At 71.2% G+C, this 22,503-nt stretch carries 21 protein-coding genes and 1 pseudogene; 6 read left to right on the forward strand and 16 right to left on the reverse strand.

Annotation, left to right across the window (positions count from 1 at the left end; genetic code table 11):
• Positions 1-113 precede the first annotated feature (113 nt).
• Positions 114-659: a hypothetical protein gene (locus JYK04_RS40420; RefSeq protein ID WP_202185978.1), complete on the forward strand. Its 546-nt coding sequence runs from the start codon at positions 114-116 to the stop codon at positions 657-659.
• 147 nt (positions 660-806) lie between these two features.
• On the opposite strand, the gene JYK04_RS40425 is transcribed toward JYK04_RS40420, so the two are convergent.
• Together JYK04_RS40425 and JYK04_RS40430 are read right to left on the reverse strand one after the other, a co-directional pair.
• Positions 807-1,430, reverse strand: coding sequence for a GNAT family N-acetyltransferase (locus JYK04_RS40425; RefSeq protein ID WP_189746360.1), 624 nt, complete (start codon positions 1,428-1,430; stop codon positions 807-809).
• A 207-nt stretch (positions 1,431-1,637) separates the two neighbouring features.
• A complete protein-coding gene (locus JYK04_RS40430; RefSeq protein WP_189746362.1) occupies positions 1,638-2,117 on the reverse strand; it encodes a DUF6262 family protein in 480 nt (159 codons plus the stop codon).
• 413 nt (positions 2,118-2,530) lie between these two features.
• On the opposite strand from JYK04_RS40430, the gene JYK04_RS40435 reads away from it, so the two are divergent.
• From JYK04_RS40435 to JYK04_RS40445, 3 genes are all read left to right on the forward strand, one after another.
• On the forward strand, positions 2,531-4,231 hold the full coding sequence (locus tag JYK04_RS40435) for an arylsulfatase (RefSeq protein WP_202185979.1): 1,701 nt from the start codon (positions 2,531-2,533) through the stop codon (positions 4,229-4,231).
• A gap of 3 nt (positions 4,232-4,234) precedes the next feature.
• On the forward strand, positions 4,235-4,765 hold the full coding sequence (locus JYK04_RS40440) for a LamG domain-containing protein (protein WP_202185980.1): 531 nt from the start codon (positions 4,235-4,237) through the stop codon (positions 4,763-4,765).
• 1,387 nt (positions 4,766-6,152) lie between these two features.
• Positions 6,153-6,251, forward strand: coding sequence for a hypothetical protein (locus JYK04_RS40445; protein WP_229876807.1), 99 nt, complete (start codon positions 6,153-6,155; stop codon positions 6,249-6,251).
• A 193-nt stretch (positions 6,252-6,444) separates the two neighbouring features.
• Here JYK04_RS40445 and JYK04_RS40450 read toward each other — a convergent pair whose 3' ends face one another.
• The 3 genes from JYK04_RS40450 to JYK04_RS40460 form a co-directional block, all read right to left on the reverse strand.
• On the reverse strand, positions 6,445-6,831 hold the full coding sequence (locus JYK04_RS40450) for a hypothetical protein (RefSeq protein ID WP_189746364.1): 387 nt from the start codon (positions 6,829-6,831) through the stop codon (positions 6,445-6,447).
• A gap of 186 nt (positions 6,832-7,017) precedes the next feature.
• The gene (locus JYK04_RS40455) at positions 7,018-7,218 is read right to left on the reverse strand and encodes a hypothetical protein (protein WP_189746366.1); all 201 of its coding nucleotides are present in this window, start codon (positions 7,216-7,218) and stop codon (positions 7,018-7,020) included.
• Complete coding sequence (locus JYK04_RS40460) at positions 7,211-7,564, reverse strand: hypothetical protein (protein WP_202185981.1); 354 nt, start codon at positions 7,562-7,564, stop codon at positions 7,211-7,213. Before JYK04_RS40460 ends, JYK04_RS40455 begins: the two co-directional genes overlap by 8 nt.
• A gap of 349 nt (positions 7,565-7,913) precedes the next feature.
• Between JYK04_RS40460 and JYK04_RS40465 the strand changes: the two genes are divergently transcribed.
• Together JYK04_RS40465 and JYK04_RS40470 are read left to right on the forward strand one after the other, a co-directional pair.
• Complete coding sequence (locus JYK04_RS40465) at positions 7,914-8,435, forward strand: NUDIX domain-containing protein (protein ID WP_229876808.1); 522 nt, start codon at positions 7,914-7,916, stop codon at positions 8,433-8,435.
• Complete coding sequence (locus JYK04_RS40470; RefSeq protein WP_189746370.1) at positions 8,422-8,703, forward strand: Scr1 family TA system antitoxin-like transcriptional regulator; 282 nt, start codon at positions 8,422-8,424, stop codon at positions 8,701-8,703. Before JYK04_RS40465 ends, JYK04_RS40470 begins: the two co-directional genes overlap by 14 nt.
• A gap of 761 nt (positions 8,704-9,464) precedes the next feature.
• On the opposite strand, the gene JYK04_RS40475 is transcribed toward JYK04_RS40470, so the two are convergent.
• The 11 genes and pseudogenes from JYK04_RS40475 to JYK04_RS40525 form a co-directional block, all read right to left on the reverse strand.
• On the reverse strand, positions 9,465-11,459 hold the full coding sequence (locus JYK04_RS40475; RefSeq protein WP_229876809.1) for an alpha/beta fold hydrolase: 1,995 nt from the start codon (positions 11,457-11,459) through the stop codon (positions 9,465-9,467).
• Positions 11,459-11,962, reverse strand: coding sequence for a GFA family protein (locus JYK04_RS42530; RefSeq protein ID WP_308431133.1), 504 nt, complete (start codon positions 11,960-11,962; stop codon positions 11,459-11,461). The genes JYK04_RS40475 and JYK04_RS42530 overlap by 1 nt, the downstream gene beginning before the upstream one ends.
• Positions 11,963-11,969: 7 nt before the next feature.
• Positions 11,970-13,031 carry an NUDIX hydrolase gene (locus tag JYK04_RS42060; RefSeq protein ID WP_268254175.1) on the reverse strand — a complete coding sequence of 354 codons (1,062 nt, stop codon included), beginning with the start codon at positions 13,029-13,031 and terminating at the stop codon, positions 11,970-11,972.
• 102 nt (positions 13,032-13,133) lie between these two features.
• On the reverse strand, positions 13,134-13,907 hold the full coding sequence (locus JYK04_RS40490) for a PIG-L deacetylase family protein (RefSeq protein WP_189746376.1): 774 nt from the start codon (positions 13,905-13,907) through the stop codon (positions 13,134-13,136).
• 29 nt (positions 13,908-13,936) lie between these two features.
• Positions 13,937-14,665 carry a hypothetical protein gene (locus JYK04_RS40495; protein ID WP_229876810.1) on the reverse strand — a complete coding sequence of 243 codons (729 nt, stop codon included), beginning with the start codon at positions 14,663-14,665 and terminating at the stop codon, positions 13,937-13,939.
• A 133-nt stretch (positions 14,666-14,798) separates the two neighbouring features.
• A complete protein-coding gene (gene fxlM, locus JYK04_RS40500) occupies positions 14,799-17,174 on the reverse strand; it encodes a methyltransferase, FxLD system (protein ID WP_189746379.1) in 2,376 nt (791 codons plus the stop codon).
• A 228-nt stretch (positions 17,175-17,402) separates the two neighbouring features.
• Positions 17,403-18,584, reverse strand: a pseudogene (locus JYK04_RS40505) (phosphotransferase); the annotation flags it as partial.
• Positions 18,581-18,817, reverse strand: a complete 237-nt coding sequence (locus JYK04_RS40510; RefSeq protein WP_189746381.1) for a hypothetical protein — start codon at positions 18,815-18,817, stop codon at positions 18,581-18,583. The gene JYK04_RS40510 and the pseudogene JYK04_RS40505, both read right to left, overlap by 4 nt.
• Entirely contained in the window at positions 18,814-20,184 is a 1,371-nt protein-coding gene (locus JYK04_RS40515; RefSeq protein ID WP_189746399.1) for an MFS transporter, read from the reverse strand. Before JYK04_RS40515 ends, JYK04_RS40510 begins: the two co-directional genes overlap by 4 nt.
• Before the next feature lie 45 nt (positions 20,185-20,229).
• Positions 20,230-21,696, reverse strand: coding sequence for an NUDIX hydrolase (locus tag JYK04_RS40520; protein ID WP_189746401.1), 1,467 nt, complete (start codon positions 21,694-21,696; stop codon positions 20,230-20,232).
• A gap of 307 nt (positions 21,697-22,003) precedes the next feature.
• Entirely contained in the window at positions 22,004-22,285 is a 282-nt protein-coding gene (locus tag JYK04_RS40525) for an acyl carrier protein (protein WP_189746403.1), read from the reverse strand.
• Between the last annotated feature and the right edge of the window lie 218 nt (positions 22,286-22,503).

Consider the following 22,503-nt stretch of genomic DNA (forward strand, 5'->3'; position numbering starts at 1 on the left):
GCGCCCTTTTTGGAGCACTGCGAGCCCGGCCTTGGTGCCGTCCGCGGGCTGCTCCTCACGGGTCTTGAGGGCCGTCGGGTGCCTCCGTGGGCCCTGTAGTGTGCAAGTGTCACATGATCAGGATTGAGAAGGGCGGGTTCATGGGAAGGCGCAAGATCCAGGACGAGTCGGAGGTGATCCGCTGGTTCGAGGAAGGGCGCACGTATCAGTGGATGATCGAGGAATACCAGCGCAAGTACAACATTGAGACTGTCGTGTCGATGTGGGGCAATTTCCGGCGTCGGCGGGGTCTCGATCGGCGAATCGTGCGGGACGATGACCTCATCCCCTGGTTCGTGAAGGAGGAACACCGCTGGGCCTACCCGCTGGCGATGCTCCGAGCCGAGGGTCGACGGCGCGCCGGCAAGGAGCCGACCGGGAGGGATGAGTCCCGGCTCGTCTCCTGGCTGGACATGCTGAAGAAGAACGGTTCGGTGGTTCACTACGACCCGGACACCGAAGAGGGATTCTCCTACGTCCCTCGGCAGGCGGGCGACAACGACATCATCCGTCGGCCTGACACCAAGACCACGCCGCGCCCCAATGCCGACAAGGGAGGACGGATGCCCCACGCAGGGCCGCGAGCGGTAGTTGGCGCGGGCGGCGCCGATGCGCCCTGATTGAGGCGGCATGCCGCCGACTCGGGGGCATCTGAGCGGCTCACTCCGGCACTGGGACCGGCTCTTCTCCCGCGAGGAGTCCCCGGCCATGACCGACGCCCGCACCAAGCACACCCGGACACTGGCCGCCGCCGCGAAGGCGAAGTCTCAGGCCAAGACGGAGGCGGCGGAGAAGGCGATCCGCACACTGATCAAGCGAGGCGAACCCATCACTTTTTTAGGCGGGGCAACCAGCACACTCAGGTGGGCCACCGATCGCGGCCAGGACTGGTATCCGGCGGCAGCTACTACCTCATCGCCTCGGCGAAGACAGAACGCAGGAGAAGAGATGTCCTCCAGATCGCTCTCGCGAGCGTCTTCTTCCCCGGTCCGGGCCAGCAGCGCGGACAGGCCGCCGTCACCGATCGGCAACTGTTCGACCCCGGCACCTTCATGCACAGGAAGAAAGCCGTCCCGGCCGAGATAGAAGGGCGAAGCTGGCCCGAGGACATCGAGAACAGGCAGCACCGCACGCAGACGAGCGATTTCGACGATCTCTTTGTGGGTCATTTTCCGCGCGGCGTCGTCCAAGATCCCGGCAACCCGCACGCTCGGCACAGTGACGATGGCAGCGTCACCGATCCGTACGATCCCAATCCACGACGACGGAGACAACCGTGACCCGGGCGCGACCACAACCTTCGCCCCTCCTGAGGAACGGAATGCGACCGGTGTGCCCGCCAGCTCCACCCACAGTTCCCTGGCGCGAACGAGCAAGAGATCGTCAGCCATGGCCGCATCCTCTCGTCTCCGCAGCCGGAGCGCGACCAGATTCTCCCCGAACGTAATCCCGTCCTGATCGCGAGCCGCGATCAGCCGGGCTGGTACCCCGCAACCTCAAGGGCCTTCCGCAGTAGGGCGACCTCTTCCTGGTGGGCTCGCCGCTGCTGAGTGCGCCGTGCGCTCAACGCCCGCACGGCCGCAGATGTCCTTGAGGAGTCAGCCGGCAAGGGGGCTCGCAGCCGGCGCTTGGGTAAGTTTCGAACGGTGTCGTTCGATCAGGGTGCGAAGATCCGGGCGCTTGTAGAGGAAGTCGGTACTTACCCCCGCTTGGCGGGCGACGGCGGCAAAGCTGATGGGCTGCCCAACCTTGGCCAGTTGTGCGACGGCGGCGCGGGCGCGCCTCTCGGCGTTCTCGGTGCGTGAGCGGGTGGCCTGTTGTAGATGCTTCGGTAACGGGCTCATGTGGTCGACCATCCTCAGGGCACGAGTCTCTGTCAGACGGCCGGCCAGCCAGACATTGTCTTCGCCCATGGGCTCGCCGTGGTGAGCGACGAACTGTGCCTGTCGGCAGGTGATCAGCGCCTCGGTCTGGGCAAGCCGGTGCTCGAGTTCGGCACGGTGGCTGGCGTCGGTGACGAATTTGTCGCAGGTCAGGCAGGCATTGCCTGTGGAACAGACCTGCTTGGGCGGCAACATGCACCAGCCGTTCGGGGGAGGACCCGGTCAGCACGTTGGTCGAGGTGGCCCGTCGCCTACCCGCCCCGTAGCGCCTTCTCGCATGGAGGGCCAGACGGCGCAGCCCGCTCGCCGTGGTGGTGGCGGCGTCCTAGCGTGGAGTAGCCCAGGACCGTGGCCCCGGCCTCGGCCTCCTGCCCGGGCCGTCCGGTGCGGATCCCGCCTCAAGGCAGGGCTCTGTGGTGGCGGCAGGCCGCACAGCAGCACACACATCACCGGTGCTCGCGCCGCTGGTGGGACGGAGACAGATGGCGCAGTCGTCGTGGAGTGAGTACAGGCCGGGGCAGCGGTTCCCGGGGGTGATCGGGCGGACGACCGATGAGTCGAGTCCGGCGTGGCCCCAGCCGGTGCGGGCGGTGGCGGGTGCGCCGAACGTGTTGTTCATCGTGTTCGACGACACCGGGTTCGGACAGTTCGGCTGCTATGGGAGTCCGATCGAGACGCCGAATCTGGACGTGCTGGCCGCGGGCGGGCTGCTGTACAGCAACATGCACACCACTGCACTGTGCTCGCCGTCGCGCTCCTGCATCATCACGGGCCGTAACCACCACGCCAACGGCATGGCGGCGATCACGGAACTGGCCACCGGCTACCCGGGCTACAACGGGCAGATCCCGTTCGAGAACGGGTTCCTCTCCGAGATGCTGCTGCAGCACGGCTACAACACGTACATGGTCGGCAAGTGGCACCTGATGCCCTCGGAGCAGGAGTCGGCGGCCGGCCCGTACGACCGGTGGCCGCTGGGGCGGGGCTTCGAACGGTTCTACGGGTTCCTCGGCGGCGACACGAGCCAGTGGTATCCGGACCTGGTCTACGACAACCACCAGGTCGAGCCGCCGGCCACGCCGCAGGAGGGCTACCACCTGACGGAGGACCTGGTCGAGCGGGCGATGTCGTTCATCGCCGACGCCAAGCAGGTCGCCCCGGACAAGCCGTTCTTCCTGAACCTGTGCCCCGGTGCGACGCATGCCCCGCACCATGTGCCCAAGGAGTGGGCGAACCGCTACCGGGGACGGTTCGACGACGGCTGGGACGCCTACCGCAAGCAGACCTTCGCCCGGCAGAAGCAGCTCGGCGTGGTGCCCGCCGACGCCCGCCTGTCCCCGCGCGATCCGGACGTGCCCACGTGGGAGTCGCTGTCCCCGGAGGCAAGGAGACTGGCCGCGCGGATGATGGAGGTCTACGCCGGGTTCCTCTCCCACACCGACCACCACATCGGGCGGCTGGTGGACTTCCTGAAGGAGACCGGCGAGTTCGACAACACGCTGATCATGGTGGTCTCCGACAACGGGGCGAGCGCCGAGGGCGGGGCGACCGGAACCACCAACGAGGTGCAGTTCTTCAACAACGCGCCCGAGACGCTGGAGGAGAGCATCACGCAGATCGACGAGCTCGGCGGCCCCACCACGTTCAACCACTACCCGTGGGGATGGACCTGGGCGGGCAACACGCCGTTCCGGAGGTGGAAGCGGGAGACCTACCGCGGTGGCGTCAGCGACCCGTTCCTCGTCCACTGGCCCGCCGGCATCAAGGCCCGCGGTGAGATCCGCGACCAGTTCGCGCACATCATCGACATGGTGCCCACCGTCCTGGACGTGCTCGGTATCGAGGCGCCCACGACCATCCGGGGTGTCACCCAGTCGCCCCTGCACGGGGTCAGCTTCGCGCACACGTTCGATGACGCCGCCGCGGCGAGCCGCCACCGCACCCAGTACTACGAGATGCTCGGGCACCGGGCGATCGACCACGACGGATGGCGGGCGGTCTGTCCCTGGCCCGGCCCCTCCTTCGCCGAGGCCGAGCGGCCGTTCGGCACCCCGATCACGATGGCGGACCTCGACGACCTCGACGCCCACCACTGGGAGCTCTACCACGTCGACGAGGACATCGCCGAAACCCGGAACCTCGCCCAGGAGCACCGCGGCAAACTCATCGAGATGATCGCGCTGTGGTACGTGGAGGCCGGCAAGTACAACGTGATGCCGATCGACGGCAGCGTCCTGCAGCGCATCATGACCGAGCGCCCGCAGATCACCGAGAACCGCACCAGCTACACCTTCCGTTCCGGCACCTAGGCCGTGCCCGCCGCAGTCGCCCCCCGGGTCCTCAACCGCCCGCACAGCGTCACCGCCGACGTCGAGATCCCGCCCGGCGGCGCGCAGGGCGTCCTGCTCTGCCAGGGCACCAACGCCGGCGGGTGGTCCCTCTACGTCAAGGACGGCCACCTCCACTACGCCCACAACTACGTCCAACGAGCCCTGCACCACGTCGCCTCCGGCGAAACCGTGCCCGAGGGGCGGCACGCTCTGCGCTTCGAGTTCGAGCCCACCGGCGCCCCCGACATGGCCCACGGCAAGGGCACACCTGGCCGCGCCCAGCTCTACATCGACGGCCGCCTCGTCGGCGAGACCGATATGCCGGTCACCACCCCGATCACGTTCAATCCGGGCGGCATGGCCTGCGGCGCCAACCCCGGATCTGCCGTCACCCCGGACTACCAGGCACCGTTCCCCTTCACCGGCACCCTCCACAGCGTCACCGTCGACCTGTCCGGCGACCTCATCGTCGACGCCGAGAGCGAGATGCGCATGCACATGGCCCGCCAGTGACCCACGGGTGGCCTTCGGAGTCGCGGACCAACCTTGCGGGGGCAACACCTGCGCGAGAAGAGGCGATCCACCGGGCACAGCAGGCCCAACGTAGGCACTCCATGCCGGCCCACAGGGAATACCGCACGGTTCGAATGAGGCTCCCCGCCGGCTGGAGGCTACGGCTGGACGGCGGAGCGTCGCCGCCGGTACGCGAACGACCTGGGCTCGGATGTCGCCCTCGTCGGCGTCACGGCCCGCTCGAACCGTCAGAGGTCCGATCAGGAGCCGGCGACGTGGATGCCGGCCCCGGCCGTGCACTGCCGGTACATCGGCGAGTGGGCGGCGACCGAGCACGGGTGGGGTCTGGCGGTGGACCAGGCCGAGCGCGAGGCGCTGCTGTCGTACGCGGCCGGCTGCCCGAACGCGAACCTCACCTTCGAGCGGGCCAGGTGCGGGTGCGGCTCACACCTGTACCCGCGCGTCAACGGCAGGTCCCACGCGGACAGGGGTGCAATGGCGGCTGCGGGGAGCCGCCTTTGGACGGGCCGCTCCCGGCCCCGTGGCGCTGTCGACCGCGGGCAGGTCCGGCAGCCGTCACACGTCGCCGGTCACTGCCCCGGTCGGCGGCATCCATCCGGGTTCCGGCCTCTGCCCTGCCACCCCACACTGCGGCGCCGGGATGCCGGCGCCGCCGCATGTTCAGGTGTCCTCACGCGGAGAGCGGCCGATTCGCCCGGTGGGTGCTGCTGCGCGGGCGCGGCGACAGGGCATGTACCTGCAGGCTCAGGCGATACTCAGTCGCAGCTCCGCCCCACGCTCGTCGAGCAGGTCAAGGTGAAAATTCTTGCGTGTGCCCCGTCCGCACGCCTTTTCCCTGATGGTGCCGCCCTTGTGGGGCTTGATCGTGACGTAGGCACACTTGGTGTCCCCCTGGTGTCCTCGACCCAGCCGTCGATGAGCAGCCACCGGGAGTGGCCTTCCTTCACACATCGCAGCTCCCAGTGTGCTTCCGCTCCGTCGGTCTTCGGCGAGGCCGAGGAGGGGCACAGCGCGGCACTGGCCGGAGCCGCGGTGCCCAGGAGTGCGCCGCCGACCAGAACAGCTGCCGCCAGCGCGGTGCGCAGTGCTGTCGTACACGAAGCCATTGTCTTGCCCTTTCCATGGAACTCCTGAGCCGAAAGTTAGAAGCTCCCACGGAGGATTTGGGCACAAAAGACTCCATAGAGTGAAACAGTGAACCCCTGCGTGCGATGCGCGGATCGCACGCAGTCAAGAGTCGGCGCCGAGTCCGCGCAGCTGGACGTGACCGATCGAGGCCCCACGTTTGCCGGGTTGAGGCGTCGTCGTCGCGGGGAGGCTTACCAGCCAGAACACCACCCCGTCCACCCACCGCAAGATCGTCCTGGTGACCGGCGCGTCCGGTGGCATCGGCGAGACGGCCGCCCGCCACCTCGCCGCCGAAGGCCGCCATGTCGTCCTGCGTGGACGATCAACCGCAGGTTGACGGAGCAGTCGCCGGCGGCCTCCCGTACAGCGTGCCGGAGGCTTGGCGGGACCATGCCGGGGTGCGCATCAGCCGGGCGAGCGCGTCCCAGCCAATCCCGCGGGGCACGCCCGTTTCTCGTCGCACGCATGGCGATGACGGCGTTCTCGGCTCCGGTACGTACGGGTCCGAACCGCACAAGGCGATCTGCCAGTCAGGCGAGAGCGTCGCCGAGCAGTCGGCGCGGGGCACCGCTCAGGTGACGGTGGAGTCGCTGGGCGCGGGAGTGCACCAAACCGCTCCGGTAGGCGGGCGGCAGCCGGTCGTAGATGGCGGCGGCCATCGTGGCTGCCGCGCCCGGATCGCCGTCGACCCGCAGGCATGCGGCGGTGTCCATGGCGACCGGCGCGCGGGTCATCACCGACGGCGAGGACGTCAGGGTCAGGGCCTCGTCCTGCGCCCGGTACGCGGCGCGGGTGTCGCCGAGCAGCGTGTACGCCCGGGAGAGGTGCACCGCGTGCTTCCGGGCCGGGTAGCCGAACCAGGTGTCGGCCGACTCGGGGCCGTCCAACTGCTCGGCCAGCGTGCGGGTGTCGTCCACCGCGCGGCGGCGCCGGGGAGTCGCCGATGGCGGCCAGGGCGCGGGCGTTGACGGCGGCCGCCCGTGCGGCCGCCCCCGACGGGCGGGGCGCCGGCCTCCCGGCGGGCCTGCGCGGCGATGCGGGCGGCCTGGCTCGGGGTCCGTAGTTCAGGCCGATCATGGCGTGACGGCCGAGCACCCAGGCCGTCATCCGCCGGTCCCCGGACTCGCGGGCGGCACTCGCTGCGGTAGCGAACCAGCGGTGCGCGTCGGCCTGGTCGCCGCGGTCGTGCTGGACGATCGCACCAGGCCGGAGATCCGGGCGGCCGCGCGCGCCAGGTCGGTGCGGTCCCGCGCGGGGTGGGGCCGGCGCAGCACGGTGGCGAGGAGCGCCATGTCCTCACGCATCTCGCCCAGGACCGCGTCGGGGCCCGCCCGTTGTAGCCGCCCCGGTGCCGCTCGAACGCGCCCTCGAGGTAGGCGAAATTTCCGGCGCCGTCGGCATCCAGGCCGGTGTCGATGGCCTCCCGGGCCCGCGCGATTTGAGGATGCTGCTGCCCTTGTTCGTGACGAGGGCGCCGACGATGCGGCGCATGGCGACGGTCGCGCCGAACCCCATCATGTCGTGGGCCTTGACGGTGCTCTTGTAGGTCGTGGTCTCGGTGGTGTCGACCGTGCCGCCGAACTGCCCTGCGACGACCAGGGCAATCGCCGCACCATCTGAGCACGAAGCAGGGTGCGGCGCGAGCCCCACCGGCACTTCCCCCGCGCACTGCGTGCACGTCGAAGCCGATCGGCTGAACACCCCGTCGGAACGGCCATCGAGTCAGGCACAGCCCACCCCATGCGCCGTCGCGCTGCCCGCGACCCTGTCCCGGTTCGCCACCCACCTGGAGATGCACCGCGGCCTTGTGCTCGCCCGCCCCGGCGAAACCGCCGCCGGCACCGCCCACGCCCACGCTCGCGCAGCGCTGGACGCCCTCCCGCCGGAAAAGCACTCCCTGACCCTCGGACTTCCCGTGAGGGAAGTCGAACAGTCCAGAGTGAGTGTTTGAAAGCAGACCGGATTCTGAGGAGTGGTGCTGTCAGTGGGCCATGCCAGGGTGTCCATCGTGGACGAACTGGTGGAGCGTGTCGATGATCAGGATCGTGTCCTGGGCGTGGTCAGCCGTCGGCAGGCAGTTCGGGAAGGTTGGCTGCACCGAGTCGCCGTGACGGTGTGTCGTGATGCAGGTGGGCGGATCATCGTTACCCGACGGTCGGAGCGGTTGTCGCGCTTTCCCGAGCTCCATGAGGTCGTAGTCGGTGGGGCCGTTGGTGTCGGTGAGTCTTATGAGCAGGCCGCCGCGCGGGAGCTGACCGAAGAGCTTGGCGTTCGTGTGCGGCCGCGCTTGCTGTTCACGTTCCTCAACCGCAGCGGTTTGAGCCCTCATTGGCTCGGCGTGCATGAAGCCGTGGTGCCGGACGCCGTGACCGCCGATCCTGATGAGATCGCCTGGTATGGCTGGCTGACCGAGCCGGAGCTGCGGTCGGCCCTGCTGAAGTGGCGCTTCACCCCCGACAGCCACGAGGCCTTCAGCCGATATCTCGCGTTCCGGCTCCGTCCCAGAAATGCACGGTCATAAGCCAGGCGCTGCCGACGACGTCGAGGCCGCCGCGGCGGCCCGGGTGAAGCGTCCCAGGGTCCTGCGCAAGCGCGGTCGCCGGTTCGCGTTCCTCATCGAGGAGTGCCAGCTGCACTCCCACATCGCCGGCCCCGACGCCACTACCACCCAGCTGGAGTACCTCATCGAGCTCGCCGGGCTGCCGCAGGTCTGCCTCGGCGTCATCGCCACCCGCGCGCCGAGGCCGCTGTGGTCGATGGAGTCCTTCACCGTCTACGACGACGTCTAAGGGCTGTCCCGTAATCCGCGGTGGGTCAGCGCGCGGCGTCAGATGCGGTGCATCGCAAGGCGGAGGGTCGTCCTCATACTGGGCGTATTTGGGCGATCCCGACAACGCGGCGAGGTGCCGTAGCTGGCGTCGCGCGCCCGCCGGGGATTACGGGACAGCCCTTAGGTCGGCATCGAGCTGCTGTCCGCCCGGGTCACCATCACCGCGCCCGGCGAGATCGCCACCTACGAGCGTGCCTTCGCCGACCTCGCCGACCTCGCCGCCCACGCCGTCCACGGCGCCGGCCCCCACACCCCGATCCGGCGAGCCGCCGCAGCACACGGGTGAGGTCCGCAAACTCCCGCAAGACTGTCGAGGGCCCTCCGCCCGGATCCCTGGCTTCAGGGATGTGGGGATTCCACAGGCAGCACGGAGGCCCCTGATGAGCACACCCACCAACAGCCCGGAGCACCCCCGGCGGACCCCGACCGGACGCGGCTACGGGCTACGGCGCCCCTTCCGCCGACCTGCCGGCCCGCGCCCACCGGGGCCCGGCCAGGTTCCTCGGCCGTCAGGACAAGGAGCAGGAAAACACCGACGGGGGCGAGGCGCGAACAATACCGGCCGCGAACTACCGACCGCCCTGACCGCTCTGCGCCCGGTGCGACAGAACCCGGGATGCCCCTCCCACGGTGGATATGCGCACGGCGGGGCTGGACACGTCGAAGGGGTCGCTCACCCGGGCGACGCGGGCTTGACCGGCAGGGTCCGAAGGAGACGACCTACCGGCTGGCGGTCGGGTCGGGCAGCGGCTTGCCCTCGCACGAGGCATCCTCGGCCGGCATCCGGCCGTCGACGAGGAAGCCCTCGACGTACGCGTCCACACAGGGGTTGTGCGACTGGTAGACACCGTGGTCGCCGCCGCCGACGGTGATCAGCCGGGATCCGGCCGTCCCCTGGTGCGCCCGCAGCGCGCCCTCGTAGTAAGTGGCCGGGTCGTGGAGCGAGTTGAGCATCATGATCGGCGGCAGCCCCCGCCCGGTGACCTGCACCCGGGGCGCCTGCGAGTGCGGCCAGGCGGCGCAGACCGAGGCGAAGGTCAGCTCCCGGGCCCCGGCCATCGGGTACGCGGCGCCGTCGGCCGCGCTGCGGCGGACCCAGAAGGCGCTGTCGTGGTTCCACGGGGTGTCCTGGCAGATGACGGAGAAGAAGTCTGCCGCGAACTGCGCCCCCAGCGGGTGCTTCAGCTTCTCGGCCAGGGCCTTGCGGGCGGCCGGCGGAGCCGCCTCCGGGTGCTCCAGGACACCGAGCAGCATCGCCAGATCGGGGAAGCGGTCGCCGCTGTAGATGATGGAGGTGGCGGCGGCGTCGAGGTGGTTGGGGGTGACCGTCGTCCCCTCCAAGTCCAGCGGGTGCTCGCCCAGCGCGCGCCGCAGCCGCTCGTACGAGGCCTTGGCCTCCTCGGTGGTCCGGCCCCGGTGGTACGTCGCGTCGTTCGCGGCGAGCCAGGGCAGGAAGTCCTGTTCGAACCGGCGCTGGAAGCTCATCGGCTGGCCCGTCAGGAACTTCTGCCAACTGCCCGTGAAGCCTATGTTGCTGTCGAGCACCACCCGGTCGACCCGGTGCGGGAACTCGGTTGCGTAGTAGGCGCCGAGGAAGGTGGCGTACGAGGGTCCGTAGTAGGACACCTTCGACTCGCCGAGCAGCGCCCGGAACAGGTCCATGTCGTGCACGGCCTGGTCGGTGGTGATGTACGGGAGCAGATCGCCCGACCGCCGCTCGCAGTCCTGTACGAAGTTCCGCGCCCGGTCCACGGTGGCGTCCACGGCCCGGCGAGAGCGGTCGCGCAGGTCGCCGCTGGTGAACAGGGCGTCCACCGCGTCCTGGTCGGAGCAGACCACCTGTGTGCTGGCCCCGACCCCGCGCTGGTCGAAGCCGACGACGTCGTACGCGGCCGCCACCTTGGGCGAGTACGCCGCCAGCCCCGCCGGCCGGCCCAGCCCCGAGGCGCCCGGCCCGCCCGCCGCCATCATCAGCACGCCCCGCCGCGCGGCGGGGTCCGCGGCCCGGTGCCGGGACACCGCGACGGTCAGGTCCGCCCCCGTGCCCGGGTGGTACCAGTCGCGCGGCACCGTCATGGAGGCGCACTCCAGCGCGCCGGACTGGCACGGCTGCCAGTCGAGGCGCTGCTGCGCGTACCGCGCGGGTACGGTCGGCGCGCCGCCCTTCGCCCCGGCGGCGCTCGCCGGCGACGCGGGCAGGGCGGCGAAAGCGAGCAGCCCGCACGCGGCGGCCGTGGCCCACCGCGCGGGCTTCTTGAAGAGGTGCATGTGAGTGGTCCCCCGGTCGGAGCGATTCGGTACACCCCGATCCTCCGAGAAACCGGCCCACCAGACGATCACCCCACTGCCCGTATCCGGGGTGGTGCCAGCACCACCCCGGCCTAAGATCGCCGGCGGGGACACGTACCGGCCGGCGGCCCGGTGGACCTGGTCGTCAGGCCAGGCCGGGTTGGCCGCACGGAGATCGTCCGCGTACTCCTCGAAGTAGCGCCGCTGCAGGTCGGGTGGGCGGTAACCCTCGATGTAGAGCAGGCGCACCCCGTCGGGCAGGAGCGACTGGGCGTGGACGAGCCGGTCGAGGACGCCGCGGCGCAGATGGGCGTACGAGCCGGCCGTGTCGGCTCTGCGATCGTCGACAAGCAGGGTTCCGCGCACGTTGATGAACGGCTCGCCGCAGTCGGCGACGGGGATGGCCGCCACGTGCGGGTCGGACATCAGGACGATCGGACCGCGCGCCCGAGGGTGATGTTCATCCAGGGCACGGCGTTCTCGCGGTAGGAGTGGCCGAGGGGTTCGATGCCGCTCTGGTCGGTGAGGCTGAAGCCGGTCACCATGACGGTGCTGGAGCCGTCGGCGACGGACACCAGGTGTGTTCCGCAGTCGGGACAGAAGCCGCGCCGGAGGGTCGGGTAGGTCGCGTACCACTTCGGCTCGCCCCCGGGCCCGGTCCAGGTCAGGGAGTCCAGGGGGAAGCCCATCCACAGCACCGCAGGCCCGCCGGAGATCCGCGTCTCATGGACACATGAACACAAATGCGGATCATCCGGGACGCCGGTGACCTGGTAGGAGATCCGGCCGCACTGGCAGTGCCCCGTTCGAACCGGCGCTGGAGCATCCGATGCGGCTCTTGTGGCCGGCAGCGGCCGAGCGGGCACGGGTGGCGTGCCGAGGTTTGGTGACGTGTTGCTCATGCGAGTCCTCGCTTCGAAACGGGCCATGGGAGGGCTAGAAGATGGTGGGGTCGGTGGCGTCCGGCAGTTCGGTGAGGGGTTGCCGCGCGGCGCGGGGGATCCCGAGCTGCGCTCGGGCCCGGTGGACGGCGGCGAGCTGGTTGGCTGCTGGGGGTCCCCAGTCGAAGAACTCCAGGGCCTGCTCGGGTGTGGCCAGGACCCGGATGTGAGTGCGGCCGGTGGCCGGATCGACGGGTGGCGGGCCAAGACGGGTGAGGGGTGCGGCGTAGCGGAGGCGGGCGTACGGCTTGTCGGGGTCGCAGAGGTGTCCGAGGAACTGCGGGTCGCCGAACTCGGCCTCGGCTTCCTCGTGTGTCTCCCGGCGCAGCGTGGCGAGTGGGTTGTCGCGATCCTGGGGTTCGGGGGTGCCGCCGGGCAGGAGGGCGGCGCCGGTGTCCGGTTCCAGGAGCAGCAGGACGCGGCCGTCCGAGGCGAGGAGCCAACCCCAGGCCTGGACCACCGAAAGCTGCTCCGGGGCCGGTCCGGCATGGAAGGGGAGGTGGTGGCGGGCGCGGGCGGTGCGAAGGGCGCCGGCCCGGTCCAGGACGGTGGGGGCGATCGGGAGGCCGTTCTCCAGCAGGACGGGGCCGGCAGCGTTGATGCGGGCGCGCAGAGCGGACAGGGCCCGGCGGGCGTCGCCGGGGGACATGAGGTCGGGCAGGAGGGCGGGTTCGACGAACTCGATGGACTCGACTTCGCCTTCGGGCAGCCGGATGGAGGCGATCTGCTCGTCGTCCCACGTACCACCGTCGTAGACGTGCAGGATCTCGCCGGGGAAGCGCATGTCGGCGGGCGCGTTGCTGCCGTCGGCGCTGACCCGGTCCACGGCGAGCCCGCGGTCGACGGTCATGGTGACGCCGAGTTCCTCGCGCAGTTCTCGCGCGGCGCCCTGGGCAGGGGACTCGCTCTTGTCGACGGCGCCCCCTGGCAGGAGGCAGGTCGTGCGGTAGTCGACACGCTGGATCAGGACCCGGCCGCGCTGGTCGGTGATCAGCACGGACGTTCCCGCCCACAAGGCGGCCGAGGCGCGCAGGGCCCCGTACTCCTCATCGGTCATGAGTGTGCTCGGCGGTGCATCAGGGGACGGCGTGGCGGTCATCTCGGTCTCCGAACGTGAGATGTTCCCGATCAGGCGGGCACGGTGCGGGCGGCAAGACGGTCAGGCGATGAGCCGGCGCGGGTCGCCCGGCGTGGGGCCGGGGGAGAGCCGGGTGAAGGACTCGGTGCGGATGATCTCGTTGCGTTCGGCTTCGGGCAGGCGGGCGAGCAAGCCGGGCAGGGGTCGCTCGCGGGCGACCTCGCTCTGGTGGGCGCAGATCGCCTCCCACTTCAGCGCGGCCCACGGTGAGACGTCGACGGTCGTGGTCACATACGCGTCCGGCACCGCGAGAACTGTCTTCTCCGCGCTCTGAAGGAGCGGGCCGAGCAGGTCCACGCCGGATTCCGAGTGCGTGGCCGCGTACAGGGCCGCAGGCTGCCAGGGCTCGCCCGCATCGGGATACAGGTGCGGCAGGCCCGCGGCCTCGACGGCGAGGAGGGTGATCTGGTGGGCCCGCCGGTGGTCCGGGTGGCCGGTGAGCTGACCCAGGGCGTCGTGGCCGACCACGATGTCCGGCCGGACCTCACGGATGTGTGCGACCAGGCGGCCGACGGCCTCGTCCAGAGGAGCGTCAACGAGGCGTACGCCGCCGGGTGCCGAGGCGGGGATACGGGCATCGGCGTACCCGAGCAGCCGAGGGGCGCCGGCGCCCAAGACGTGCAGGGCGTCGGCGAGTTCGGGGATGCGGTGGGTGTCGGCCGCCCAAGTGGCGGTGACGACAGCGGTGCGGGCGCCCGCGGCGGCGTGCTGGGCGAGCACGCCGCCGGCGAGGAGGGATTCGTCATCAGGATGGGCGAAGACGCCGAGGAGTGAGGGTGCGCTCAGTCGTGTCACAGGGGTGCCTCCGGGTCTCGAGGGGGCGGTCAGGGGATGGGGACGGGGGTGTGGGTGAGTTCTTCGGCTCGGCAGGCGATGAGCGGGGCGAGGGCGGGGTGGACGCCGCGGGAGCAGGCCTGGAGGAGCTGGGCGAGCGCGACGAGTTCGCCGGTCCGGCCGGCGTCCGTGTCCAGGACGTGGGCGAACTCGCGGCGGATCCGGGCGGCGGTCGCCTGTGCGGCAAGCGAGTACGCGTGAAGCAGGCCCAGGTCGTAGCCGACGGGGAGCCGGCCCCAGTTCTCCCAGTCCAGCAGGACCAGGGGCGCACCGGTGAGGTTCGCCCAGTGCAGATCGGCGTGCCCGGTCGTCGTCTCATCGATCCGGACCGGGTCGATGCCGAGGAACCGGCGGAAGTTCCGGTCGACCCAGTTCTGCCGTACGGATTCGCGGTCGGTGGGCACCGTCGCGAGCGTGCCGAGCGCGGACTTCAGCTCGGACCACCAGGCATCGGGTAGCGCAATGTCCTGCGCGAGAGCGGGTGTGCCGCTGGTGACCGGCGGGACGGACACGTATTCGGTGAGCTCCGTCCGATAGGCGACGTCCGCTGTGGTCCGGTCGAGGACACCGCGAAGCCGCGGCCGCGGTACCGAGCGGGGCACGTGCGTGTCCGCGGCCGCCGTGCCCTCCCACAGCCGTCCGCCTGCCTTGTCCGCCGCGGTGGAGACGACCCGCAGCCAACTGCCCCCGGCCCGGCGTCCCAGGGGCGGCCCTGCCACCCCCACACCTCCGGACCCGAGGCCGACACCTGGAACTGCCGCGCGGCGGCCGCGTGCGCGCGCCGCATCCGTTGTCTGTCGTCGTGCTCCGTCGGAGCGACGAACACCGCTTCCAGTACCGGCCGTTCCACCGTCACACCCCCTCCGTCACGATGTCGGCCCCGGGGCGCTCAGCGGGCCGGGGCAGCAGCACGTCGCGCCCCGGCCATCGGAACACCAGGCGGCAGCGCTCCTTGTCCAGGACATCGCCGGCGGGCAGCAGGTCGTCGGGCGTTCCGGCCGGGTGGACGGTCAGGACGGGATCGGCGTGCCGGTCGTTGTCGTCGGCGCGCACACGGCGGTCCCAGGCCCGGACCGTGGACACCAGCCGCTCGGCGAGCGCGGGTCCCTCCTCACCGAAGGCTTGGACGACCCATTCCCACTCCTTGTCCTGCGGGCGGTCACCGTCTTTGGTCTGGACGTGGATCAGATAGGCGAGCGAGGCGTCGCCGACGATCGCGGGTGCATCGCGGTCCTTGGCGATGCCGGTCACGCCCTCGTCCGGGTCGTGGTGGGCGGCCAGGCGGCAGAAGCCCGGCAGGATGGTGGCCGCGTACAGCTGCAGGGAACCGAAGCAGGAGTTCGCCGCCCCCATCGTGATGCCGGTGGCGACCTCGTGCCGCGGCCCGCGCAGCGCCTCTTCCAGGCCCGCCGTCTCGGCGGCCGTGCCGTGCTCGAAGCGCAGTGTCAGCCCGCCGCCGAGGAGGGAGACGACCGGGATGGTGCGGGCCTGCTGCCCTTGGTCCCGGACGAAGCCGCAGTATGTGAAATTGCGAGCGTGCAGCACCTGTCCGCGCCGTTCGAAGGTGACCGCCCGGGTGTAGCCGCCCATCTCCAGCGGCAGGACCAGGCGGCCGCCCTCGGCCAGCTGCTCGCGCCAGGCCGGGGCGATGTCCCAGCAGTTGTAGGTGATCATGCTGGCGTCGAAGCCGCCGCGCGGCACGAGGTGGGCGGGTGCGCCGAGGGCGGCGTCGGCTTCGACGGCGGTGACGCGTCGGCTGCCGGCCTCTGTGAGGAACCGGCGGGTGCGGCGTACGACCCACGGGTCGATGTCCACGGTGATCACGCGCCCGCCGGGTCCGGAGGTGTGGGCGATCAGCTCGGCGTTGTAGCCGCCTGATCCCGCCTCGAACACGACCGCGCCAGGGCCCAAGCCCAGGTGCTCGATCATGTCGGCCTGGAGCCAGGCCGCGGACACCGAGCTGATCGCCGTCCCGGCCTCGTCGTAGCGGGTGATGACGGCCCGGTCGCCGCCGTCGTACGCGGCCGCGAGGTTCACCTCCGGTGCGAAGCGGTGCCGGGGTACGGTCCGCAGTGCCTCCTGGACCGGTGCGGAGGGGGCCCAGCCGCCGTCGATGACGGTCTGGGCCATCGCCGCGCGCAGCCGGCCGGCCTCGGCCGGTTCCCCCGGCACGGGCGGCTGGTCGGCGGCGATCGGGTAGGAGGTGACGGGCTGCAGGCTGGGAATGACGCCGGGCCACACCGCATCGAGCGCGAGCGCGGCCGGGGCGAACACGTCCCCGACGCAGGCGAGGGCGTGGAGGTCGAAGAACTCCCAGCGGTCGAACAACTTCGGTTCCGGGTTGGCCAAGGTGCCCGTCCAGGCGGTGATGCGGACGACGGCCGTGAGCCGCGGGACCCCGTGGCTGTCGTCGACCAGCATCGTCACCACGTGCGCGTCGGCCGGATCGGCGGTCAGCCCGGTCTCCTCGGCGAGTTCGCGGACCGCGGCGGCGGCGAAGTCTTCCGGGCCGGTGGTCTTCCCGCCCGGCAGCTCCAGCATGCCGCGCCGGGAGCGGCCGAGCAGGACCCGGCCGGCGTCGTCGGTGACGACGGCAAGGGCGCCGGTCAGGGCGTGGCCGGTGGTCGGCCGCTTCTCGACGGCCCGGGTGTCGGCGTGGCAGGGGCCGCGCAGGACCAGGAAGGCCAGGCCGTCCGCGTCCAGCCGCTCCACCGTTGCCCAGCCCGCACCGAGCAGGACGATCTCCTCCTCGTCGAGGGCGATGCCGCGCCGCTCCTCCGGCGTGTTCTCCACGACCGGGGTGATGACGACGAGCGCGCCGCCGTCGCGCAGCCGCTCGCCCAGCCCGTGAACGATCCGGCCGCGGTCCCGTACGAAGGGGTACACCAGCCGCAGCGTGATCAGGTCGTACCTCTCCTCGTGCAGCGGCGCCGGGTCGTCCCGCTCGATGTCCAGCTGCAGCCAGCGCACACCCTCAATGTCGGCGTGCTCCTCGCGGGCCCGCGCGATCGCGCTCTCCGCGAAGTCGACGGCGTCCACGCTGTAGCCGAGGCCGGCCAGGTGGGCGGCCAGCTCCCCGGTCCCGCAGCCCACGTCCAGGGCCCGGCCCCCGCCCTCGGGAACGGGGGTGTGCTCGGCAAGGAGTTCCCGCTCGCGCTCACCGAGCCGCCGCCACCCCTTCCCCTCGCCGTAGTGCTGCTGCCACTCGTCGCGGGCGGTGTACGTCAACGTGCTGCTCCTCGTGTCGGGGGGATGGGGGGCAGGGGCGCTGCGCGGTGCGCAGCCGGGCCAGGGTGCGCAGGCCGCGCTCCACCAGCTCGGGATCACCGCGGGCGGCGCCGTAGGAGATGCCGGAGACGGCATCGAGGACGGACAGGATCGTGAGCTGGGCCGCTTCCTCGGAGTGAAGGGGCGGCCGTAGCCCTCCATCACGGCGTGGAGGAGGTCGGGCCGGCCGTGCCACGCGTCGCAGAGCCGTACGAAGTCCCTGATCGCCGGGCCCTCTTCCGACCGTTCGAAATCGATCACGTAGAGGGCATCGGCGGTCTCGTCCCAGCGCAGATTTCGGAGCTGGAAGTCACCGTGCGTGGGTACGGTCGCCAAGGGGGCCAGGCCGGCGGCCTCCTCGACGGTGGCCCGGATGAACTTCTCGTCGCCGGGCCCGAGGTGGGACAGGGCCCCGGCGAGGTGGCGCTCCAGCTTCCCCACCGGCAGGGTGCCGCCGGCCGGCCGGGGCGGGGCGCTGTGGTGGATGGCCGCCGCGAGTTGCCCGATGCGGTGGAAGATCCGGCGCTGCTGCTCGGGCTTGTGGACGGCGCCGTGCAGGGTTCGGCCGCCCACCGCGGTGAGCACCACGGCCCGCAGCGTGGCATCGGCGGCCACCAGCCGGGGCGCGGCCGCGCCAAGAGCGGGAACCCAACCGCGGAGGGCGGCCGCTTCACGCTGGTGGAAGCGGTCGCTCTGGTGGATCTTGACGTACCACTCGCCTCCCTCGGCGCCGTCCGCCCTCCACACACGGCTCTCCTCCCGCGCCCATGACACGTCCGTCCACGCGGTGATCCGGCCGACCGCCTGCTCGGCGAACGCGCGCACCGCCTGCTCCGGGACCGCGCCGCGGCCGGGTTCGGGGACCTGGACCAGCCGGTCGGCGGACGGGTCGTAGGCGATCGGGTCGCCGGGCTCCTGGAAGTGCAAGGCCATCCGTGCGCCGGCCCGGTGGGCGTCGAGCCCGGCCCGGCAGTACGCCACCATCGGCTCCGGCAGGGCGTCGAAGGAGAACCAGCCCATGGCGTCGCATACCAGGGGTTCCATGACCTCCGGGATGCCGTCCCACCGCCTCACCTCGAAGAACACCCCGACCCGGGCCCCACCGGCGGGGGAGCGGTGGTGCACGGTGACGGCCGCGCGGACATCGGCCGGATCCACCACGACCCCGGATTCCTCCCGGGCGTCGCGCACCAGGGCGGTGACCATGTCCTCCGACGGGCCGTCCAGGTGCCCGCTGATCAGATGCCAGCAGCCCGGCGCGTACACGTCACCGGCCCGCCGGGACAGCAGCACCTCAAGTCCCGCCTCGCCGTCGCGCACGGCGATCAGGTGGACGTCGAGCGGCTCGGTGTGCCGCCGGGTACCGCTCACGCGTCACCGCCGGGGCGGCGCACGAGCAGGGCCTCACGCACTTGTCCGGGGCCGAGCTCTCCGCTCTCCTCGAGCCGGGCGACCATCGCCGCCCGGGCGGCCACCGCCCCGGACGTGTCGGCGGCGGGCTGCGGCGGTAGGAGGGGCGCGGTGGGGTCGGTCAGCACGGTGCACTCCAGGGGATCGGCTGGTGTGGCAGCAGGAGTTGCCGCCGAGTTCGGCACCTGGTTCACGGGGCATCGCCTTCGAGCGAGCGATCGTGGGCGTCGTCCGCGCGCGCTGGTCTGGGTACGGCCGGAGCGGATGCCGTCCGGACCGTGAGCGGCGACGGTCCAGCGGCGGGCGGGTCCGGCATCTGCCGCAGGGCGCGCAGCGGGGAGCGGGCGAGGACGATGAAGGGGACGAGCAGCGAGAAGGTCCCAGCGGTCAGGGTGGGCCGGACACCGACCCACGTGCCCAGGCCGCCGGCGAGGAGTGCGGCCGCGGGGCGGGCGCCGGACGTCAGCCAGGTGCTCACCGCCTGCATCCGTGCTTGCATCCCGGCCGTGGTGATGATCTGACGGATGGATCGCTGGGTGGTGCCCGCGGCACCGGCGCAGGCGAGCTGGAGGAACAGCGCCACCCCGATGGTGATCTGCCAGGCACGGCCGGGGGAGGCGAGCAGCAGCGGCAGCTGGGTCAGCGGGGTGATCGCGAGCGCGGCCAGCATCATCGGCCCCGGCCCGTACCGGCGGGCGAGGACCGGGGCGGTGAGCGCTCCGGCGGCCGCGCCCAGGGCGCCGAGACCCAGGACCACACCGAACGCGGTCGCGCTCATCGCCAGGGACCGCAGCAGGTACAGGGCCCACAGGGTGTTGAGCAGCCCGAGGGCGAACGAGGTCGTGGCGTTGACCAGGGTCAGGGTCCACAGCCGGTCATCGCCGCGTACGTATCGCAGACCCTCGCCGATCTCGGCGCGCAGCCGGCGCGTCCCCGGGCGGGAGCGGGCGGGTTCGGCGGTCTGGATGCGGGCGGTGCATACGGTGCTGATCAGACAGGAGGCGACGTCGCCGAGCAGCGCCCGGGCGGGGCCGAGCAGCGCGGTCAGCGCGGCGCCGAGGTGGCTTCCGGCGGTCGCCGCGACCGCGAAGAGGGCGCCCACGCGGCTGTTGCCCCGCTGGATCAAGGACCGCTCCACGAGGCTGGGCAGCAGACTGATGGCCGCCGCGTCGTGGAGCACGCTCGCCGCGCCCTGCACCACGGCGACGATCATGAGCTGGGCCAGGGTCAGGGTGCCCAGCGCGGTCGAGACCGGCACGGTGGCGAGCGCCGCCGCGCTGACCAGATCGCCGGTGATCATCTGCCGGCGCTTGGAGTGCCGGTCGGCGAGCGCGCCGGCATGCAGGGCGAGCAGCGCGGGCGGGAGCTGGCCGAGGAAAGCCAGCCAGGCGACCTGGGCGGTCGTGGCGTCCAGGTGGAGCACGGCCAGCACCGGCAGCGCCATCTGCGTGATCGAGCTGCCGGCCACGCTCGCGGCCTGGCCGGTCAGGTACCGGCGGAAATCCCGGTGCCGCCACAGCGAGGTGCCGGAGACGGAGGGTGTGTCAGCGCAGGGTGTCACCGAGCACCTCCTCCGCTTCCTCCAGGCGCGGTGTGCTCACGCCGTTCACCAGCCCAGCTGGGAGTAGGGCCGGCCTTCGGTGATCGCGGTGATGGCCGTCCGGGCGTAGGGGACCAGTCGGTCCGGGAGCTCGTGGGGCGGCCACCACCGCCAGGTCAGACACTTATCGGGCTCGCGGACCTCGGGGGTGCCCTTCCAGCGGCGGGCCCGGAATACGAGCTGCATCAAGGGCTGTTCGCCAGGGCTGTCCACGATGTGTACGACGTGTGCGAGTTCCACGTTCGCGGGGTCGATGAGCAGCCCCGCCTCCTCCCACGCCTCTCGGACCAGACACGCGATGGCGGACTCCTGCTCGCACCGTCCGGCCAGGTAGTGCCACGTGTTGCCCGCGTAGCGGGACTCGGGGTGTCGCAGGCCGAGCAGCACCCGGCCCTCGTCGTCCTGGAGGTGGAGGTGGACGCCGACACCGACCAGCACGGTCCGGCTGCCCCCGTCCCCCGCGGGAGGAGCCGCGACCGGCTCGCCGTCCGGCAGGTTCTCGGCCGCGTGCCGGAGGATGAGGGCTCGGGTCGCGGGGCTCAGACGCAGCCGGTCCAACTCGTCAGGGGTGAACCAGCGCAGCAGCACGCCCTCGTGCAGCCGGAGCCGGTCGGGGTTGCCGCGCCAGCTGCCGGTGAACACCTGGATCGGGACGCGGAGCCCGTCGATGCTGGTGGCCTCCTCCACGGCGTACGGCGCCAGGTCCTCCAGACGGAGGTCGGGGACCTCCTCGGACAGCTCACGCAGCAGGGTGTTCTCGAGGTTCTGGTCGTCGTGGGTGCGGCCACCGCCGAGAAGGGCGAACGCCCCCGGTTCCCAGATGAGGCCGGGCTTGTGGTCGCGCAGATGCAGCAGGTACCGCCCGGCCCCGTCGTGGATCAGCGCGGAAGCGTTCACCGGCTCCGGCTGCCCGTCCAACTGCGCCTGGAGGAGCTTCGCGCGCAGCGTCGGCGAGGTGACCTCCGAGAGGGCCAGCCACCGGGCGCCGGACACCTCCGCATCCTGCAGAGCCGGCTGGGGCGGCACGGCGTGCGCGAGGTAGAAGGCGAAGCGGATGTCGAAATGCTGGTGTTCCGGCTCTCCTGTGGATGGCCGGGCGGCGATGTTGTGGATGTCGATGTCGACGGGGCCGTCGAGGAGCTGCGTGGTGAGGCAGAGGTCGCCGGCTGCGATCCCTGCCTCTTCGTGAACCTCACGCAGCGCTGTTGCGAGGGGCGTGCGATCGTCTGGATCGATGTGACCGCCGGGCGGGATGGTCAGGCCGCTGGCTCGGTGGTGGATGTGGAGCACGCGCTGGTCGTGGTCGATCACGATGGCGCTGCACGTAATGTGTCCGGGCAGTGTTGAGCGGCTCGTTGGGTCCGCGGGTTCTTCGAGGGCGCTCACCAGGGGCTGCAGGTGACCGTTCTCGACCGGGTGGCGTTCCAGATAGTCGTTGACGAGGCCGCGGATCTGGGAGCGACTGGGCGTCATGTGGGTGCCTCTCAACGTGGAAGCGGAGTGCCTGCTGTTGGTGCGACAGCCTGCGCCGACGGGCAGGATCTGCTGTATGCCCGGCGGGGATCACCTGGTTCTCTGAGGGCGTTGGGGGTGGGTGCTGTTGCTCGGATCAACGACCACTGGCGCATGGTCGAACGCGTGTCTTTGAGCCGAATCGGGTTCCGCGCCAGTGCTCGGGAAGCTGCTGGTGCACAGTGCATCCACCCTTGGGATGCGCGGACTTGACGTCCGAGTGAGATGGCCGAATCGCCGGTGCTGATACTCGTGTGACAGGTGAGGCCTACTGGCTGTGGCGCTGTTCGGGGCGCGGCTGCCGAGCGATCAGTTCGGCCATGCCGTTGATGGTGGCGAACGGGGGGTCGAACAGGTCGCAGTCGGAGATCGGGACGCCGAAGACGTCCTCGATGTGGACCGTGAGGGCCACGACCGTGAGGGAGTCGAGACAGCCGGTGCCGAAGAGGTTCGCCTCCCGGGTGGGCCCCGGGTCGTCTTCAGCGACAGCGGCTTCGCGTCGGATGAATGCCCCGATCCGGGCCGCGGTCTCGGCAGGGGTGAGGCTCATGAGTCGCCTTTCGTCGGGGTGTGCGGCATGGGGCGGTGAACGCCGCCGCGAACGGTGAGGTGCAGGTCCGCGGGTGAACGGATGTTCATCGCGTCCTGGTGCCCGCGATGGTGCGTGATGCAAGAACCTCGTGGGTTGTTCCGCGCCGGCGCTGGAACAAGAAGGGCATGTGGTCCGACCAGAGTCGTTCCTGCGGGTCGTAGCGGCTGACGAGCGAG

Source organism: Streptomyces nojiriensis (assembly GCF_017639205.1).
Taxonomy (GTDB): domain Bacteria; phylum Actinomycetota; class Actinomycetes; order Streptomycetales; family Streptomycetaceae; genus Streptomyces; species Streptomyces nojiriensis.